The following is a 16358-nucleotide window of genomic DNA, read 5'->3' on the forward strand; positions in this document are numbered from 1 at the left end:
GGGGCGGCGGCGACGCCGTGCAGCGCCTGCTGTGGGTTGCCGAAGGCGTGGCCAGTGCGATCGCCGATGGCGCGATGCCGACCAGCCGCGGTCTGCGCGAAGCGTTTGGCGGCGTCGAGCGAGCGGTGCACGAAGCGGCGGGCGACGGCATGTCCCTCGCGGAGAACGAATCGCAGGACGCCACCCGCCAGCTGCTCTATCACGTGGCGCACAGCGGGGCGTCGCATCCACGGCTCGACGATATCCGCGAGACGTTCGAACTCGATGCGCAGAAGCCGAGCGAAAGTGAACTGGCCCACGCGCGCGGTTCGCTGAGCGGACGCAACCGTGCGCTGCTCGACACGGTGTCCGCGGCGATCAAGGAAGACCTGATGCGCGTCAAGGACGCGCTCGACATCCATCTGCGCACCGGCCGCGTCAACGTCGCCGAGCTCGGTCCGCAGGTCGACGCGCTGACGCAGGTCAGCGACACGCTCGGCATGATGGGCCTGGGCACCGCGCGCGGCGTCGTGCTGCAGCAGCGCGATGCGATGGCCGACGTCGTCCACGGTCGCCGGGCGGCGGACGAACACGCACTGCTCGACATTGCCGGGGCACTGCTCTACGTCGACGCCTCGCTCGATGACCAGGTCGCGCGACTCGGCCTTGAAGACGCCGAGGAAGACGGCGGCGCGCTCGCGCGTGAATCGCGGAAGGTGCTGGACATCGTCGTGCGCGAGGCGATCGCCAACTTCGGCGACGCGCGCCAGTCCTTCGTCGCCTTCGTCGAGACCGGCTGGGATCACGCCGAACTTGCCGAAGTGCCACGCCTGCTCGACGAAGTCGCCGGCGCCATGCGCATGGTGCAGATGCCGGTCCCGGCCGGTTACCTCGACGCCATCGCGCGCTATTCGCAGCACGAACTGGCGGATCGCCATCGCGTTCCGACCGGCGCCGAGCTCGACGCCCTCGCAGATTCGCTCGCAAGCCTCGAATATTTCCTGGAAGCGTTGCGCGACCACCGCCCGAACCGCGACGGCATGCTGGACATCGCGAAGTCGAGCCTGGAGTCGCTGCACTACTGGCCGATTCCGGCCGCGCGAACGCCCGCCGAGCCGGTCGAAGCGATCGCGGCCGAACCCGCGGTCGATGCGGCGATCGCCGAGGCAATCCATCCCGAGACGCTCGACGCCGGCGCGGCCCCCATCGTGGCCAGCGCGCATGACGAGGAAATGCTCGCCCACATCGCTGAGTCGCTCGCGGTCGTCGACCTGCAGGCGCGCGAGGAAGACACGCCGGTCGTGCACGAGCCGGTTGCGCTCGACGCCGCAGCAGTCGATGCGATCGAGCCCGCCCCGGTAACTGCCGACGCGCAGGTCTACGGGGGCTACGAAGCTAACGCCGATATTGACGACGACATCCGGGAAGTCTTCCTCGAAGAGCTCTCGGAGGAAATGGACAACCTCGCGTCGATGCTTCCCGGCTGGAAGGCGATGCCGACGGAGCTGGAGCGCCTGCGCCCCGTGCGCCGCGTCTTCCACACGCTGAAGGGCAGCGGCCGACTCGTCGGCGCGCGCGTGCTCGGCGAGTTCAGCTGGAAGGTCGAGAACATGCTCAACCGCGTGCTCGACGGCTCGCGTCCGCCGACGCCTGCGGTCGCGGCATTGCTCGACCATGCGGTCGCCACGTTGCCGCAGTTCCACGCTGCGCTCGCAGGCACCGCCTCGGTGACCGCGGACCTGGCCGGCTACGAAGCCATTGCCGAGCGGCTGGAAAAGGGCGAGGAGGTCTTCTACACGGGCCCGTCCACGACGGCGCCGGTTGCTGCTGTCGAGCCTGTTGTCGCCGCGCCTGTCAGCGTGCCGGTACCGCTCGAAGATCTGGGCGAGCCCGCTTACGTCGACCCGGTGTTGCTGGAGATCCTTGCGACGGAAGTCGATGGCCACCTGGCCACGATCGACGAATGGCTCGAAGCTGCGCGGCGCCAGCCGCAGCGTGCGGAAGATCGCCTGCAGCGCTCGATCCACACGCTCAACGGCGCGTTCGCGATGACCGAGGTGCCCGTGATCCCGGGCATCACCGGTCCGACCGAAGCGTACATCAAGCGCCTGCTGGCCGCCGGTGCGCCCGCGACGCCAGAAGGCGTAGAGGCGATCGCCGATGTGGCGGCCGCGATCCGCTCCACTCTCACGCGCCTGCAGGCCGACCGCCCGCACGTGCCGCGTTTCGAAGGGCTCGCAGATCGCGTCATGGCGCTGCGTGACAGCCTGCCCGATGCACGCCAGGCCCCGGCGATGGATGCGATCGATGCATCCGCCGAAGCTGATTTCGCCCAGCTCGAGGCTGCACAGGCCGATGCTGAGCGCCTGGCGGAGGAGCAGGCCGCAACCGAACGACTCGCGGCGGAGCATGCCGAAGCCGAGCGAGCCGCTGCCGCAGAAGCAGAGCGCGTCGCCGCGGAAGCGGCGCATGCCGAAGCCGAGCGGGTTGCGGCGGCGGAAGCCGCGCGCGTGGAAGCCGAGCGCGCGGAAACCGAACGTCTGGCGGCCGAAGAAGTCGCGCGGGCCGAGGCCGAGCAGGCCGAGAGCGAACGCGTTGCAGCTGAAGAAGCCGCGCGCATCGCCGCGGAGCATGCGGAAGCCGAGCGCCTGGTCGCGGAACAGGCCGAAGCAGAGCGCGCGGCGGCAGAACTCGCCCAGCGGGAAGCTGCCGAAGCGCTGATGAGCGAGGCGGAACTTCGCGCAGAAAACGAGCGTCGCGAAGTGGAAGAGGCGGCTCGCGTCGAAGCCGAGCGCGCGGCCGCGGAGGCCGCCGAAGCCGAACGTCTGGAACACGAGCGCGTCGCGGCTGAAGAAAACGCACGAGCCGAAGCCGAACGCCTTGCCGCGGAAGAAGCCGAAACGCAACGCGCCGAAGCCGAGCGCATCGAGGCCGAACAGGCCCGGGCGCGCCGCGACGAAGAAGAGCGCATTGCTGCCGAGGAGGCCGCGCGCGTCGAAGAGGAGCGGCTCGCCGCCGAAGAAGCTGCACGGTCCGAGGCCGAGCGCGTCGCCGCCGAGCAACTCGCGCAACAGGAATCGCAGCGCATTGCCGCCGAGGCCGAGGCCGCGCGCGTCGCCGCGGAACACGCCGAAGCCGAACGAATCGCGGCCGAGCAGGCCGAGGCGCAGCGCATCGAAGACGTGCGCCTCGCCGCAGAAAGCGCCGAACGCGCCGAAGCCGAGCGTGTCGAACGTGAACGCGAAGAAGCAGCCCGCCGCGAGGAAGCCCGTGCCGAGGCGCAACGCGCCGACGCCGAGCGCCAGGAACGGGTCGCCAGCGAGCAGCGCATGGCCCAGCAGGTGCGCGAGGCGATCGCGGCGGCCGCAGCGGCGTTCGAGTCGGGCGAGGCTATGCCGTCGCATGTGGTCGACGAAGCCGATCCGGAAACTGGGCTCGACCTCACCGGCCTTGATCCCGAACTCGTCGACATCTTCGTCGAGGAAGGCGCCGACCTTCTCGATCATTCGGACGGGCTCCTTGCCCAGCTCCGCCAGGCACCGAGCGAGCGCGAGCCGCTGGTCGGCCTGCAGCGCGACCTGCACACGCTGAAGGGTGGTGCGCGCATGGCCGGCATCATGGCCGTGGGCGAACTCGGCCATGTCATGGAATCACTGCTTGAAGCGGTGGTCGACCATCGCAGCGACCTCGGCCGCGACGGCGTCACGCTGCTCGAGCGCGGATTCGACCGCCTGCACGGGATGGTCACGCGCGTCGGCGACCGCCGTGCGATCGGCATGCCGCTGGCACTCATCGCGCAGTTCGAGGCCCGAGCGCGCGGCGAGCGCCTGCCGATGCCGGCGGCTGATTCGTTCGCACGCAGCGCCCCGGTTCCCGCACCTGCGCCCGTTGCCGACCTCGCGCCGCTTTCGGCGCCGATCGGCGAGCAGGTGCAGGCGTTCGGCGACGACGAAGACATCGCAGTCCGCGCCCCGCAGGAACAGGTGCGCATCCGCGCCGACCTGCTCGACCGGCTCGTCAACTACGCTGGCGAGGTCGCGATCTACCGCGCCCGACTCGAGCAGCAGCTCGGCGCATTCCGAACCGCCATCGCGGAAATGGAAGCGACTAACACGCGTATGCGCGACCAGCTGCGCCGCCTCGAGATCGAGACGGAAGCGCAGATCGTCGCGCGCTACCAGCGCGAGGACGTCGAAGCGTCGTTCGATCCGCTCGAGCTCGACCGGTTCTCGACGCTGCAGCAGCTGACGCGCGCATTGTCGGAGTCCGCGGCTGACCAGACCTCGCTGCAGACCACGTTCGATGACCTGACGCGCCAGTACGAGACGCTGCTGCTCCAGCAGTCGCGCGTTTCGTCCGACCTGCAGGAAGGCCTCATGCGCACGCGCATGGTGCCGTTCGACGGCCTGCTGCCGCGCCTTCGCCGCGTCGTGCGCCAGGCGTCCGGCGAACTCGGCAAGCAGGTCGTCCTGCGGCTGGAAGGCACGCAGGGTGAGCTCGACCGCAACGTGCTCGAGCGCATGACCGCGCCGCTGGAGCACATGCTCCGCAACGCCGTCGCGCACGGGCTCGAGACCGCCGACAAGCGCGTCGCGAACGGCAAGCGCGAAGAAGGCACGATCCGCATCGCGGTCCGCCGCGAGGGTTCAGAAGTCGTGCTGGAAGTCGGCGACGACGGCCGTGGCCTGGACCGCGAAGCGATCCGCCGCCGTGGGGTCGAGCGCGGGCTGATCCGCAGCGACGCGCCGCTGGCCGATTCCGACCTGGACATGCTGATCTTCGAGCCGGGCTTCTCGACGGCCGACGAAGTCAGTCGCCTGTCGGGGCGCGGCGTCGGCATGGACGTGGTCGCTTCCGAAGTGCGCCAGCTCGGCGGCACGATCGACATCCACACGTTGAAGGGGCAGGGCACGACTTTCGTACTGCGCCTGCCGCAGACGCTCGCGGTCACGCAGGCCGTGTTCGTGCGCATCGGCGAGACCGCCTTTGCGGTGCCGATCGCATCGGTGCGCGGCGTCGGGCGGATCACGCGCGAAGACCTCGCCAAGGCGATCGCGGACGAGGACGGCGGCAACTTCCGCTACGGCGGCGAAGACTACGCGGTGCACGACCTCGGTCGCCTGCTCGGCGGTACGCCGGCGAAGGCCGAAGGCCTGTTGCAGGTTCCGCTGCTGCTCATCCGCGCCGGCGAATTGCGCGCTGCGGTCACCGTCGACCAGGTCATCGGCAACCGCGAAATCGTGGTCAAGCCCGTCGGGCCGCAGGTCGCCTCGGTGCCCGGCATCTTCGGCGCCACGATCATGGGCGATGGTCGCGTGGTGGTGATCCTCGACGTCGCACCGCTGGTGCGTCGCCAGGTCGCGCTGCCGCGTGACTTCTACCAGCCGCCGGCTCCGGTGATCGAGAAGCGCGCCGTGCCGCTCGTGATGGTGGTGGACGACTCGGTCACGATGCGCAAGGTCACCGGTCGCGTGCTCGAACGCCACGGCTACGAAGTGGCGACGGCGAAGGACGGCATCGATGCCCTCGAGCGCATGGCCGAGCGCGTGCCGGACCTGATGCTGCTCGACATCGAGATGCCGCGCATGGACGGCTACGAGCTGGCCGCCGCGATGCGCAGCGATTCCCGCCTGCGCGACGTCCCGATCATCATGATCACCTCGCGTACCGGCGAGAAGCATCGCCAGCGCGCCTTCGAGCTCGGCGTGCAGCGCTACCTCGGCAAGCCGTACCAGGAGCCCGAGCTGATGCGCAACGTCAACGAGTTGCTCGACCGGGTGCACGCGCATGAGTGACACCGGCCGGCGCGTGGCGCTCCTCGCACGCCCCGGCGTCGCGCGCGATTGCGTGCGCGGGGCCCTGCTGGAAATCGGTGCCGACATCGTGGCCGAGGACGACCCGGGCTCGGCCTCGCCCGAAGCGATCCGTGCAGCCTCGCCGGACGTGTTGATGATCATCCTCGATGCGGTCAGCGAGACCACGCTGGACCGCTTCGACAGCATGCTCGGCGACCCGGCGTTCGAAGTCATGTTCGAAGAGGCCGACGTCGCTGCTGCGCGCGACGGGTGGGAGGCCGCGCGCTGGCGCCGTCACCTTGCCGCAAAGCTCAATCATCGAGACGACGTGCTGCCGCCGATCCTGGGCGCCGAGTCGGCGCCGGCCACCGACGAACTCGCGGAACAACTCGAAGAGCTGATCAGTGTCGACGCAGAAGGCGAGCTCCTCCCGCCGAGCGTGCCCGACAACGCCACCGCCGGGCAGGGTTTCTCGATCTTCGATCCGGTGGCCGCCGAGGGCGGCGACGCCTCGATGGATTACAGCCTGACGGTGCACGGACTCGAGCTCGACACCGCCGCGAACGATACGCTGCCGCAGGTCACCGGCCCGGACTTCAGCGCGAGCGACTTCGACCCGCTGCTGGCCGAACTCGACGCCGAACTTCCCGACGTCGCGCTGGCCGAAACGCCGACGCTTCCGGAGCCCGATTGGCAAGGCGGGCTTATCGACGGTTTCGCGCCGCTCGATGCGGAACCTGTGGATCACGCGCCAGTGCCGGCGGCGCCGGTCAACGAACCGTCGTCCGCATTCGGCGAACTCACTCTCTCCGATGACATCGCGCCGGTTGCCGCGCGCGTGGCAACGGGGCGCACACACGATCTGGATGAGCTGGAACGCCGCATCTCGACGCTCGCGCTGGTAGGCGATGCGCCGCCGGCCGCGGTGCCGCCGCCGCTGCCCCCGGCATCTGCGCCGCCGCCGCTTCCGGCTGAAACGGTACCGGGCGCGGTGCTCGTGCTCGCGGGAATCGGCGGACCCGATGCGGTGCGCCAGCTCCTGGGATCGCTGCCCGCGCGTTTCGGACGCCCGGTTCTGCTCCGCCAGCGGCTCGACGGCGCGCGCTACGACAAACTCGTGGCACAGCTGCAGCGCGCTTCCACGATGCCCGTCGCGCTTGCGCAGCCGGGCGCGGCCCTGCAGCCCGGCCACGTCTACGTTCTCGGCGACGAAATCGGGCTGTCCGAGGACGCCTCGCACTTCGTCGGTGGCGGCGGCGACCGGCTGATCGAGCAGTTGCCGGCGACCGAAAGCGCGGTGATCGTGCTCAGCGGCGCGGACGCATCCCTCGCGGATCCAATCGCCGCCCTCGCCGCGCGCGGTGCATACGTGGGCGCGCAGTCGCCCGAAAACTGCTACGACGCCGTCGCGGCCAATGCCGTGGCATCGCGCGGCGCCACCAGCGCGCCGCCGTCCGAACTCGCTGCACATCTCGCCGGCCGTTGGGGCCGCTGAGGAGGTTCCCGTGTCCAAGAAGAAGCGCACCCGTCGTCCCGCCGCTGCATCCGCGCCTTTGTCCGGGGCGACTTCGCAGGCGTTGATGGAACGCCCCGAGGCCGACGACGACGCGACGGGCCCGGTGACCGACGCCGCGCACGCAGATGCTGCGGTTGCGCTTCAGGACGACCCGGAGCAGGAAACGCAAGCCGAACAGCACGACGAACGCCAGGCCGAAGCGCCCCGCGCCGCGGCTGCGTCGACGCCCGCGATCGGCGCGCAGCCGGCCTGGAGTTCGCAGGACGCCGGCACGGGCGACATCCGGGGCGTATTGATCCAGGTATCCGGCGCGCGTCTCCTTCTGCCGAACGCCACCATCGCCGAAGTGCTGTCGTACGCCGAGCCGGAACCCGAGGCCAACGGCGCGGACTGGCTGCTGGGCCGCATGCGCTGGCGCGGCTGGCAGTTGCCGCTCGTCGCGTTCTCCCGGCTTGCGGGCATCGGCGAGGACAAGCCCGGCCTCGGTAGCAAGGTCATCGTGTTGAAGGCACTCGGCGGCGACCGTCGCCTGCCCTTCTTCGCCGTCGTGACGCAGGGGTTCCCGCGCCTCGTCACCGTGTCGCGGTCGGCGCTCGCGCTCGAAGCGCAGGCGTCGCCGCTTCCGCCCGGCGTGCAGGCCTTTGTGCGGCTCAACGACGAGCCGGTGCTGCTGCCGGACCTGCTGCAGGTCGAGCAGCACCTGCACGAATTGCGCGACGCCGCCTGAGGCGCCGCGACTCAGGGGAAAGGGCCGCCATGCGCGGCCCTTTTTCATTTATCCGGGCTAGACGAGATCGCCGAAGCGCGCCTGCAGCGCGGCGATCGCGGCAAGCCCGGCGGTTTCGGTGCGCAGGATCCGCGGCCCCAGTCGCAGGCCACCGAAACCTGCCGCCTGCAATTGTTCGCGATCGAGAGGTGACCAGCCGCCCTCCGGCCCGACGGCGATGCACAGCGAAGCGCTCGCTTCCAACGCCAGCGACCGTATCGAATGCGAGCCCGCGGGATCGAGCAACAGCCGCGCGTCGTGCGGCGCAAGCGTCGCCAATGCGGCCTGCAACGACACCGGAGCCGCCACCTGCGGCACGACAGCGCGTCCGCACTGTTCGCAAGCCGACGCGACCACGCTCCGCCAATGATCCAGCCGCTTGGCGGCACGCTCGCCGTCGAGCTTCACGTCGCTGCGCTGCGACCACACCGGCACCACGGACTGCACGCCGAGCTCCGTCGCCTTCTGCAGCACGAGATCCATCTTCTCGCCCTTGGCGACGCCTTGCAGCAGCGTCATTTGCAACGGCGATTCGCGATCGACCCGCGTCGCCTCGCCGACACGCAAGCGAACCTCACGCTTGCCGATCGACGCGATTCGCGCGGCGTAATCGTTCCCGTCCCCGTTGAAGGCGATGCAGGCGTCGTCGACGCCGAGCCGCAGCACGCGGGTGAGGTGCAGCGCCGCGCCCTCCGGCAGCGCGATGTCCGCGCCCGACGCCAGTGGCTGGTCCACGTGGATGCGGGTCAGGCGCATGCGGGGGCTCCGAAAGCGGCGTCGATCGCACGACGCGTCGTATCGGCCAGCAGGTCGAGTGCGTCTTCGCCGATGCAGTACGGCGGGAACCAGTACAGGACGTCGCCGAGCGGGCGCAGCAGCACGCCACGGGCCACGGCCTCACGATAGGCGCGCAGGCCTCGGGCGCCGGCGATCTCCACCGCCGTGCCGTCGGTGCCTGCATCGTCGGCAGGCGCCATTTCGATGGCGACGATCATGCCGGTCTGCCGGACGTCGGCGATTCGCGGATCGCTGCGGAATGACGCCGCGCGTTCGGCCATCTTCGCGGCGGTGACGCGGTTTCGCGCCAGCACGTCGTCCTCTCCGAAGATCCGCAGCGAAGCGAGCGCAGCCGCGCAGCCAAGCGGGTTGCCGGTATAGCTGTGCGAATGCAGGAAGGCGCGTTCGCGCGAGTCGTCGAGGAAGCCGTCGTAGATCGCCTGCGTCGCCAGTACAGCTGCCAAGGGAAGCGCGCCTCCGGTCAGGCCCTTCGACAGGCACATGAGGTCGGGCGCGATGCCGGCCTGCTCGCAGGCGAACATCGTGCCCGTGCGACCGAAGCCGACCGCGATCTCGTCGGCAATCAGGAATATGCCGTGCGCATCGCAGAGCTGCCGGGCGCGACGCAGGTAAGCAGGATGGTGCATCCGCATGCCGCCCGCGCATTGCACCAGCGGCTCCAGGATCAGCGCGCACGCGGTGTCGCCATGGCGTGCGAGCACCGCCGCAAGGCCGTCGGCGGCGCGATGCGCGCGCTGCTCCGCCGACTCCCCCCCGATCGCGAGGCCTGCATCGGGCGACGGCGCGAAAACAGCTTCGGCCAGCAGTGGCGCGTAGACGCGTCGATACAGCGGAATGTCGCCGACGGCGAGCGCCCCCAAAGTCTCGCCGTGGTAGCTGTTCTCCAGCGCGATGAACTTCGTGCGCTGCGGTTGGCCTGCGTTGCGGAACCAGTGGAAGGCCATCTTCAACGCCACCTCGACCCCGGCGGAGCCGTTGTCCGCATAGAAGACCTTCGCCAGCGGCGGGCGGCCCTCCTGCCGCGGCGCGATCGAGAGCAGCTGCTCGGCGAGCATCACCGCGGGTTCGTGCGTGCAACCGGCGAGGATCACGTGCTCCAGCGTGCGCGCCTGCGTGGCGATTGCTTCGGCGATGCGCGTTTCGGCGTGGCCGTGCGTGCACGTCCACCAGCTCGACACCGCATCGAGGTAGCGGCGCCCGTCCATGCCCACCAGCCATTCGCGCTCGCCGCGCGCGATCGGCAGCAGCGGGAGCAGGTGCGGATGCTCGCGCATCTGCGTGCACGGATGCCAGACCACGTCGAGGTCGCGCCGGCGCCACGCGTCGGCAGCGCTTTCGCAGCTGCCTGCTAGGATGGATGCATCGTGATCGAGCCTGTTCATTCCGCCATTATCCCGCGTCCCGCGGCCCGTTCGTGGGGGCGTGGATGAAGAAGCTGCCTACCATCCACGGCGTGACCGAACACGACGCCGGGCCGTATCGCATGGAGCGGCTCGACCTCGAATTCAGCAATGGCGAGCGCCGCCAGTTCGAGCGCCTGCACGGACGCGGCCACGGCGCGGTGGTGGTGGTGCCGATGCTCGACGACGACACCGTGCTGCTGGTGCGCGAATACGCGGCCGGGTTCCACCGCTACGAGCTCGGGCTGGTGAAGGGCCGCATCGATCGCGGCGAAACGCCCGAGCAGGCCGCCGACCGCGAACTCAAGGAGGAGGCCGGCTACGGCGCGCGTTCGCTCCTTCGGTTGCGCGAGCTGTCGCTGGCACCGACCTACATGAGCCACGCCACGCAGCTTGTCCTTGCGCGCGACCTCTACCCCGAGCGCCTGGCCGGCGACGAGCCCGAACCACTCGACGTGGTGCCCTGGCGGCTCGACGAACTCGACCAGCTCATCCTGCGCGACGAGTTCTCCGAAGGCCGCTCGATCGCCGCATTGTTCATCATCCGCGAATGGCTGAGGTCCCACCGATGATCGATGCGGTGCTGCGCCAAGCCGTGATCGCACTCGCGTGCGATGCCGCGCGCGACATCCTCGCGGTGTACAGCGACGACTTCGATGTCGAGCGCAAGTCCGATGCATCGCCGTTGACCGAGGCCGATCTCGCCTCGCATCGCCGGATCGTCGACGGGCTGGCCCGCCTGACACCCGATATCCCCGTGCTGTCCGAGGAGGCCGAGCACAGCGTCGCGCCGCACGTTCGCCGTGCGTGGCAACGCCTGTGGATCGTCGATCCGCTGGACGGCACGCGCGAATTCGTCAAGCGCAATAGCGAGTTCAGCGTCAACATCGCGCTCGTCGAGGACGGCGTTTCCACATGGGGCGTGATCCAGGCGCCGGTGAGCGGCGCGGTATGGCACGGGGGCGCCGGATGCGGCGCCCACCGCCGCGAAGGTCGCGACGGCAGCGACAACGCGCTGCGCATCCGCGCGCCGGCCGCGCATCCACTGCGGGTCGCTGCCAGTCGCTCGCACCGTGACGGCCGCAGCGAGGCCTTCATCGAGGCGATGCGCGCCGACGGCGAAGTCACGCAACTCAATCTCGGTTCCTCGCTGAAATTCTGCCGTATCGCGGAAGGTGGCCTCGACCTCTATCCGCGCTTCGGCCCCACGTGCGAATGGGACACGGCGGCCGGGCAGGCGATCCTCGAAGGCGCGGGCGGGCAGGTGGTCGACCCCCGCGGCCGCCCGCTGCGTTACAACGTGCGCGACACGCTGCTCAACGGCGATTTCATCGCGCTGGGCGACCCGGCGCAGCCCTGGCGCGGCTGGTCGGACGCGGCGCAGCGAGCACTGATGCAATGACGATGCCCGGCGATCCGCGCCACATCGACACGCTGCTCGCGATCATGGGCCGGCTGCGCGACCCGGATGCCGGTTGCCCCTGGGATGTGCAGCAGACCTTCGCGACGATCGCGCCCTACACGGTCGAGGAAGCCTACGAAGTGGCCGATGCCATCCAGCGCGGCGACCTCGGAGATCTTCGCGACGAACTCGGCGACCTGTTGCTGCAGGTCGTGTTCCATGCACGCATGGCGGAGGAGCAGGGCGCGTTCGCATTCGCGGACGTCGTCGCGGCGATCAACGACAAGATGCTGCGCCGCCACCCGCACGTGTTCGCCGGTGCGAGCGTCGCCGATGCGGACGCGCAACTCGCGAGCTGGGAGGCGATCAAACGTGCCGAGCGCGCCGACGCAGGCGGCGCCGATACGTCGGCGGTGGCCGGAATAGCGCGTGGCCTGCCGGAATGGCAGCGCGCGCTGAAGCTGCAGAAGCGCGCGGCAATGATCGGGTTCGACTGGCCGGGCCCTGCGCCCGTCATTGAAAAGCTGCACGAGGAGATCGAAGAGGTGCGCGTCGAATTCGCCGCGCTCGCATCCGGCGATGAGGACGCGCGCGACCGCCTGGAAGACGAGATCGGCGACCTGCTTTTCGTCTGCGCGAACCTGGCGCGGCACGCGCGGGTGGACCCGGGGGCGGCGATGCGGCGCGCCAATGCCAAGTTCGAGCGCCGCTTCCGCGCGATGGAACGGCTCGCATCGGGCGACGGCGTGGACCTGGCGACGCTGGACCTCGACGCGCAGGACGCGTACTGGAACCGGGCGAAGTCGGAAGAAAAGCGCGGCTAGAGCCTGACGCGGCCGCGCAGTACGTCCGCGAACATCATCCAGTCGCCCATGAGCGAATAGAGCGGGTGGCGGAACGTGGCCGGCCTGTTCTTCTCGAAGAAGAAGTGACCCACCCATGCGAAGCCGTAGCCGCAGATCGGAGCGGCGATGAGCCAGCGCGCGTCGCGCAGGACGATCGCGGCCAGTGCCAACAGCAGCACGCCGCAGCTGCCGGCGAAATGCAGCCGACGGCTGACCGGGTGCCGGTGTTCGCCCAGGTAATACGGATAGAACTCGCGGAAGCTGGCGAAGCTCTGCGTGGCCATGGCCGGATCATGCGCCCGCGCGGTCATTCGAGGAAGATCAGCCAGCCGGCCACGATGATCATCGCGAAGCCCGCCCAGTGGTTCCACTTCAGCGGCTGCCCCAGGAACCAGATCGAGAACACCGCGAACACCAGCAGCGTGATGATTTCCTGCATGCCCTTGAGCTGCGGCGCGCTGTAGACATCGCTGCCCATCCGGTTGGCGGGCACCTGCAGGCAGTACTCGAACAGCGCGATGCCCCAGCTGGCGAGGATCGCCCACTTCAGCGGCACGCTCTTGAATTTCAGGTGCCCGTACCAGGCGAACGTCATGAAGATGTTGGAGCCGAGCAGCAGTATCGGAGCGAGGAAGCGTGGGTTCATCGAGGTCGTCGTCAGTTGAGAAAGTAGAGGGGTCTTCACGGCGTCTAGACTTGGCGGCGGGCACCTTTCACAAAACTGAAGGAGGGCTCCCCCGATGCAGACCAACCGAGACGGCGGCCTTGTCCTCATCATCGAGGACAACCGCAACATTTCCGAGATGATGGGTGAATACCTCGAGAGCCGCGGCTTCGAGGTGGACTACGCGGCCGACGGCCTTGACGGCTACCGGCTCGCCGCCGAGAACAGCTACGACGTTCTCGTGCTCGACCTCATGCTGCCGCGCCTCGACGGCGTGGAAGTCTGCAAGCGCCTTCGTGAGGAGGCCCGCAAGAGCACCCCGGTGCTCATGCTCACGTCGCGCGACACGCTGGACGAGAAGCTCACCGGCCTCTCCGCCGGCGCCGATGACTACCTGACCAAGCCGTTCGCGATCCAGGAACTCGAGGCCCGCCTGCGCGCCCTGATCCGCCGCGAGCGTCGGCAGGTGGGTGGCGAGGTGCTGAAGGTGGCCGACCTCGTGCTCGACCCGGCCAGCCTGCGGGTTACGCGCGGCGGCGTCGAACTGCAGCTGTCGCCGATCGGCCTGCGGCTGCTGACGATCCTGATGCGCGAGTCGCCCCGCGTGGTGAGCCGCCAGGAGATCGAGCGCGAGATCTGGGGCAACGGCCTTCCGGATTCCGACACGCTGCGTAGCCATCTGTACAACCTGCGCAAGACGATCGACAAGCCCTTCGACAAGCAGCTGTTGCATACGGTGCAGTCGGCGGGTTATCGCATCGCGGATATCTCCCAGCCGCCGGAGTAATCCGGCGACCGCATGCCGCAAGGGCTTCCCCGCAAAATCAAGATCGCGTTCGTCGTCCAGGCTCTCGCCGCGAGCCTGGTGATGGCGCTGGGCATCGCGTGCGCAGGCATCGGCGTGCGCCACTCGCTGTTGCGCGCCCGGCTCGCATCGGAAGCGGCCGACGCGTGGGCGCAGGTAGCGGCGCAACCGAACGCGCCGCTTGCGCACAACTCGCGCATGTCGACGTATTTCCTGCCGGCCCGCGCCGCTCGCTCGGCAATCCCGGCCGAGCTGCGCGCCTTGTCGCCCGGCTACCACGTTCCGTTCTGGGGAGCGCCTGCCGTCATCGTCCAGCAGCGACCGGCCGGTACGATCTACCTGAGCTTCGATCCATCCTTCAGCGATGCCGTCGTGTTCTGGACCGGCGGCCTCAGCCTGCTGATCGCGTTGTTCGTCACCTACGCCTCGGCGTGGCTCACCTACCGCACGTCGAAGCGGATGGTCGCGCCGGTGAGCTGGCTGGCATCGGTGGTCGCACGCTGGGACCCGTTGACGCCCAATACCAGTCCGCTGTCGCCGCACAACCTGCCGGTGGACGCGGGCCTCGAGGTTCGCAGGCTCGCACACGCGTTGCGCGGGATGGCAGCGCGGGTAACCGACTTCATCGACCGCGAACGCCGCTTCACGCGCGACGCAAGCCACGAGCTGCGCACGCCGCTTACCGTCATCCGCGTGGCCTCGGACATCATGGCCAGCGACCCGGACGTCCCCGAGCGTTCCCGGCGCGCGGTGACAAGAATCCAGCGCGCCGGGCACGACATGCAGGCGGTGATCGACGCGTTCTTCATTCTCGCGCGCGACGCGGAAATGGACGCGGAGCGCGAACGCTTCGACGTGCACGAGGTCGTGGCGCACGAAGTCGAGATCGCACGCGCGCAGGTCGGCGATCGCCCACTCGAGGTGCGCATGATCGACGAAGGCGGCGGCGTTCTCGATGCGCCGCGGCGGGTGCTGTCGCTCATGCTCGGCAACCTGCTGAGCAACGCCGTGCGGTTTACTGAGGCCGGGAGCGTCGACGTGGTGCTGCGGCCGGACCGCATCGAGGTGCGGGACACGGGCGTCGGCATGTCCGACGAAACGCTCGCGAAGGCCTTCGACGCCTTCTACAGACACGACCGCGACGCCGAAGGCGATGGCATGGGCATCGGCCTGTCCATCGTGCGACGCCTCGGTGAACGGTTCGGTTGGCCGGTCGAGCTTCAGAGCGCGCCGGGACGCGGCACCGTCGCTACCATCCAGCTTCTGCGCTGACTCGCTGTCAACATCGAACGCGCTCGCGCGTTCCCGTTCGTTGACGCCTCCCTGCACGCCCGGAATTCCCAAGTCGAATGAGCAAGCCCGCACCTGTCGCCCGTTCCGGCCGCCGTCGCAGCTTCGTCACGATCGCAGCGGTGGCAGCCATCGTCGTAGCGGGCGCTTGGGCGTGGAAGCACCATGGGTCCTCGGCATCGGACACCGGCGGCGGGTACCGCACCGCGACGATCGATCGCGGCAACATCCGCGTGGTCATTTCATCGACCGGCTCGCTGAGCGCGATTTCGACAGTGGTCGTCGGCAGCGAGGTCTCGGGCAAGGTCACCGACGTGCTGGTCGACTTCAACGACCAGGTGCGCAAGGGGCAGGTGCTCGCGCGCCTGGATGCGAGCACCTACCAGGCGCAGATCGCGCAGGGCAATGCGGCGATCGGCGCGGCCAGCGCGACGGCCGCCGAAGCGGCCGCGGCGCTGCGCAACGCCGAGGTCGACTACCTCCGCAAGGCCGAACTCGGCAAGCAGAAGCTCGTCGCGCAGGCCGACGTGGATCTGGCGCGTTCCACGCTCGATCGCGCCCGCGCGCAGCTCGCGGCCAACCGTGCCCAGATCACGCAACAGCGGGCCGGCTCGCGCACCGCGCAGCTCAACCTCGGACGCACCGAAATCCGTTCCCCGGTCAACGGCGTGGTGCTCACGCGCACCGTCGAGCCCGGCCAGACGGTGGCTGCCAGCCTGCAGGCGCCCGAGCTGTTCAAGCTCGCGGAAGACCTCTCGAAGATGAAGATCGAGCTCGCCGTCGACGAGGCGGACATCGGGCAGGTCAAGGTCGGCCAGCGCGCGACATTCACCGTCGATGCGTTCCCGGATCGCCGCTTCAGCGGCGAGGTGAGCCAGGTGCGCCTGTCCGCGACGACCGCGAGCAACGTCGTCACCTATCCCGTGGTGATCAACGTCGACAACAGCGACGGCACACTGTTGCCGGGCATGACTGCCAATGCCGAGATCGAAGTCAGCCGCCGCGAGAACGTGTTGCGCGTGCCGAACGCCGCGCTGCGCTACAAGCCGGCGGACGATGCCATCCCCGCCGGCGCGGGTGCCGGGCCGCAGCGGACCG

General features: G+C 69.3%; 13 protein-coding genes. 9 read left to right on the top strand and 4 right to left on the bottom strand.

Annotation, left to right across the window (positions count from 1 at the left end; genetic code table 11):
- The 3 genes from FW784_RS06910 to FW784_RS06920 form a co-directional block, all read left to right on the top strand.
- On the top strand, window positions 1-5774 hold a 5774-nt coding region (locus tag FW784_RS06910), incomplete at its 5' end, for a hybrid sensor histidine kinase/response regulator (protein WP_149352625.1).
- Entirely contained in the window at window positions 5767-7269 is a 1503-nt protein-coding gene (locus FW784_RS06915; protein ID WP_149352626.1) for a chemotaxis protein CheB, read from the top strand. The genes FW784_RS06910 and FW784_RS06915, both read left to right, overlap by 8 nt.
- Window positions 7270-7279: 10 nt before the next feature.
- Window positions 7280-8017, top strand: coding sequence for a chemotaxis protein CheW (locus FW784_RS06920; RefSeq protein ID WP_235893605.1), 738 nt, complete (start codon window positions 7280-7282; stop codon window positions 8015-8017).
- A gap of 57 nt (window positions 8018-8074) precedes the next feature.
- On the opposite strand, the gene FW784_RS06925 is transcribed toward FW784_RS06920, so the two are convergent.
- Both FW784_RS06925 and bioA read right to left on the bottom strand, forming a co-directional pair.
- Window positions 8075-8812 (bottom strand): 16S rRNA (uracil(1498)-N(3))-methyltransferase, encoded by a 738-nt coding sequence (locus FW784_RS06925; protein WP_149352627.1) that lies wholly within the window; start codon window positions 8810-8812, stop codon window positions 8075-8077.
- The gene (gene bioA / locus FW784_RS06930; protein ID WP_149352628.1) at window positions 8803-10236 is read right to left on the bottom strand and encodes an adenosylmethionine--8-amino-7-oxononanoate transaminase; all 1434 of its coding nucleotides are present in this window, start codon (window positions 10234-10236) and stop codon (window positions 8803-8805) included. The genes FW784_RS06925 and bioA overlap by 10 nt, the downstream gene beginning before the upstream one ends.
- A 44-nt stretch (window positions 10237-10280) precedes the next feature.
- On the opposite strand from bioA, the gene nudE reads away from it, so the two are divergent.
- Genes nudE through mazG form a run of 3 tightly spaced genes read left to right on the top strand, consistent with a single transcriptional unit; the run spans window position 10281 to window position 12480 of the window.
- Window positions 10281-10826, top strand: a complete 546-nt coding sequence (nudE, locus tag FW784_RS06935) for an ADP compounds hydrolase NudE (protein ID WP_149352629.1) — start codon at window positions 10281-10283, stop codon at window positions 10824-10826.
- A complete protein-coding gene (cysQ, locus tag FW784_RS06940) occupies window positions 10805-11656 on the top strand; it encodes a 3'(2'),5'-bisphosphate nucleotidase CysQ (RefSeq protein ID WP_235893606.1) in 852 nt (283 codons plus the stop codon). Before nudE ends, cysQ begins: the two co-directional genes overlap by 22 nt.
- Window positions 11653-12480: a nucleoside triphosphate pyrophosphohydrolase gene (gene mazG / locus FW784_RS06945; protein WP_425481603.1), complete on the top strand. Its 828-nt coding sequence runs from the start codon at window positions 11653-11655 to the stop codon at window positions 12478-12480. Before cysQ ends, mazG begins: the two co-directional genes overlap by 4 nt.
- Here mazG and FW784_RS06950 read toward each other — a convergent pair.
- Window positions 12477-12785 (bottom strand): Mpo1-like protein, encoded by a 309-nt coding sequence (locus FW784_RS06950; protein ID WP_149352630.1) that lies wholly within the window; start codon window positions 12783-12785, stop codon window positions 12477-12479. The genes mazG and FW784_RS06950 overlap by 4 nt on opposite strands.
- A gap of 23 nt (window positions 12786-12808) precedes the next feature.
- Window positions 12809-13147, bottom strand: coding sequence for a DMT family protein (locus FW784_RS06955; protein ID WP_149352631.1), 339 nt, complete (start codon window positions 13145-13147; stop codon window positions 12809-12811).
- A 94-nt stretch (window positions 13148-13241) separates the two neighbouring features.
- On the opposite strand from FW784_RS06955, the gene FW784_RS06960 reads away from it, so the two are divergent.
- The 3 genes from FW784_RS06960 to FW784_RS06970 all read left to right on the top strand — a co-directional run.
- Entirely contained in the window at window positions 13242-13952 is a 711-nt protein-coding gene (locus FW784_RS06960) for a response regulator transcription factor (protein WP_027081995.1), read from the top strand.
- A gap of 12 nt (window positions 13953-13964) precedes the next feature.
- Window positions 13965-15242, top strand: a complete 1278-nt coding sequence (locus FW784_RS06965; protein WP_149352632.1) for a sensor histidine kinase — start codon at window positions 13965-13967, stop codon at window positions 15240-15242.
- Window positions 15243-15319: 77 nt separating this feature from the next.
- Window positions 15320-16358, top strand: a 1039-nt coding sequence (locus tag FW784_RS06970) for an efflux RND transporter periplasmic adaptor subunit (protein ID WP_149352633.1), incomplete at its 3' end; no start/stop codon positions are given.

This window comes from Cognatilysobacter lacus, from assembly GCF_008274655.1.
GTDB lineage: Bacteria > Pseudomonadota > Gammaproteobacteria > Xanthomonadales > Xanthomonadaceae > Cognatilysobacter > Cognatilysobacter lacus.

What these genes read in the sequence shown, in the direction of transcription:
- FW784_RS06925 (WP_149352627.1), bottom strand. Translation starts at nt 8,812, where the DNA reads ATGCGCCTGACCCGCATCCACGTGGACCAGCCACTGGCGTCGGGCGCG.
- FW784_RS06950 (WP_149352630.1), bottom strand. Translation starts at nt 12,785, where the DNA reads ATGGCCACGCAGAGCTTCGCCAGCTTCCGCGAGTTCTATCCGTATTAC.
- cysQ (WP_235893606.1), top strand. Translation starts at nt 10,805, where the DNA reads ATGGCTGAGGTCCCACCGATGATCGATGCGGTGCTGCGCCAAGCCGTG.
- FW784_RS06915 (WP_149352626.1), top strand. Translation starts at nt 5,767, where the DNA reads ATGAGTGACACCGGCCGGCGCGTGGCGCTCCTCGCACGCCCCGGCGTC.
- nudE (WP_149352629.1), top strand. Translation starts at nt 10,281, where the DNA reads ATGAAGAAGCTGCCTACCATCCACGGCGTGACCGAACACGACGCCGGG.
- FW784_RS06965 (WP_149352632.1), top strand. Translation starts at nt 13,965, where the DNA reads ATGCCGCAAGGGCTTCCCCGCAAAATCAAGATCGCGTTCGTCGTCCAG.
- FW784_RS06955 (WP_149352631.1), bottom strand. Translation starts at nt 13,147, where the DNA reads ATGAACCCACGCTTCCTCGCTCCGATACTGCTGCTCGGCTCCAACATC.
- mazG (WP_425481603.1), top strand. Translation starts at nt 11,653, where the DNA reads ATGACGATGCCCGGCGATCCGCGCCACATCGACACGCTGCTCGCGATC.
- FW784_RS06960 (WP_027081995.1), top strand. Translation starts at nt 13,242, where the DNA reads ATGCAGACCAACCGAGACGGCGGCCTTGTCCTCATCATCGAGGACAAC.
- bioA (WP_149352628.1), bottom strand. Translation starts at nt 10,236, where the DNA reads ATGAACAGGCTCGATCACGATGCATCCATCCTAGCAGGCAGCTGCGAA.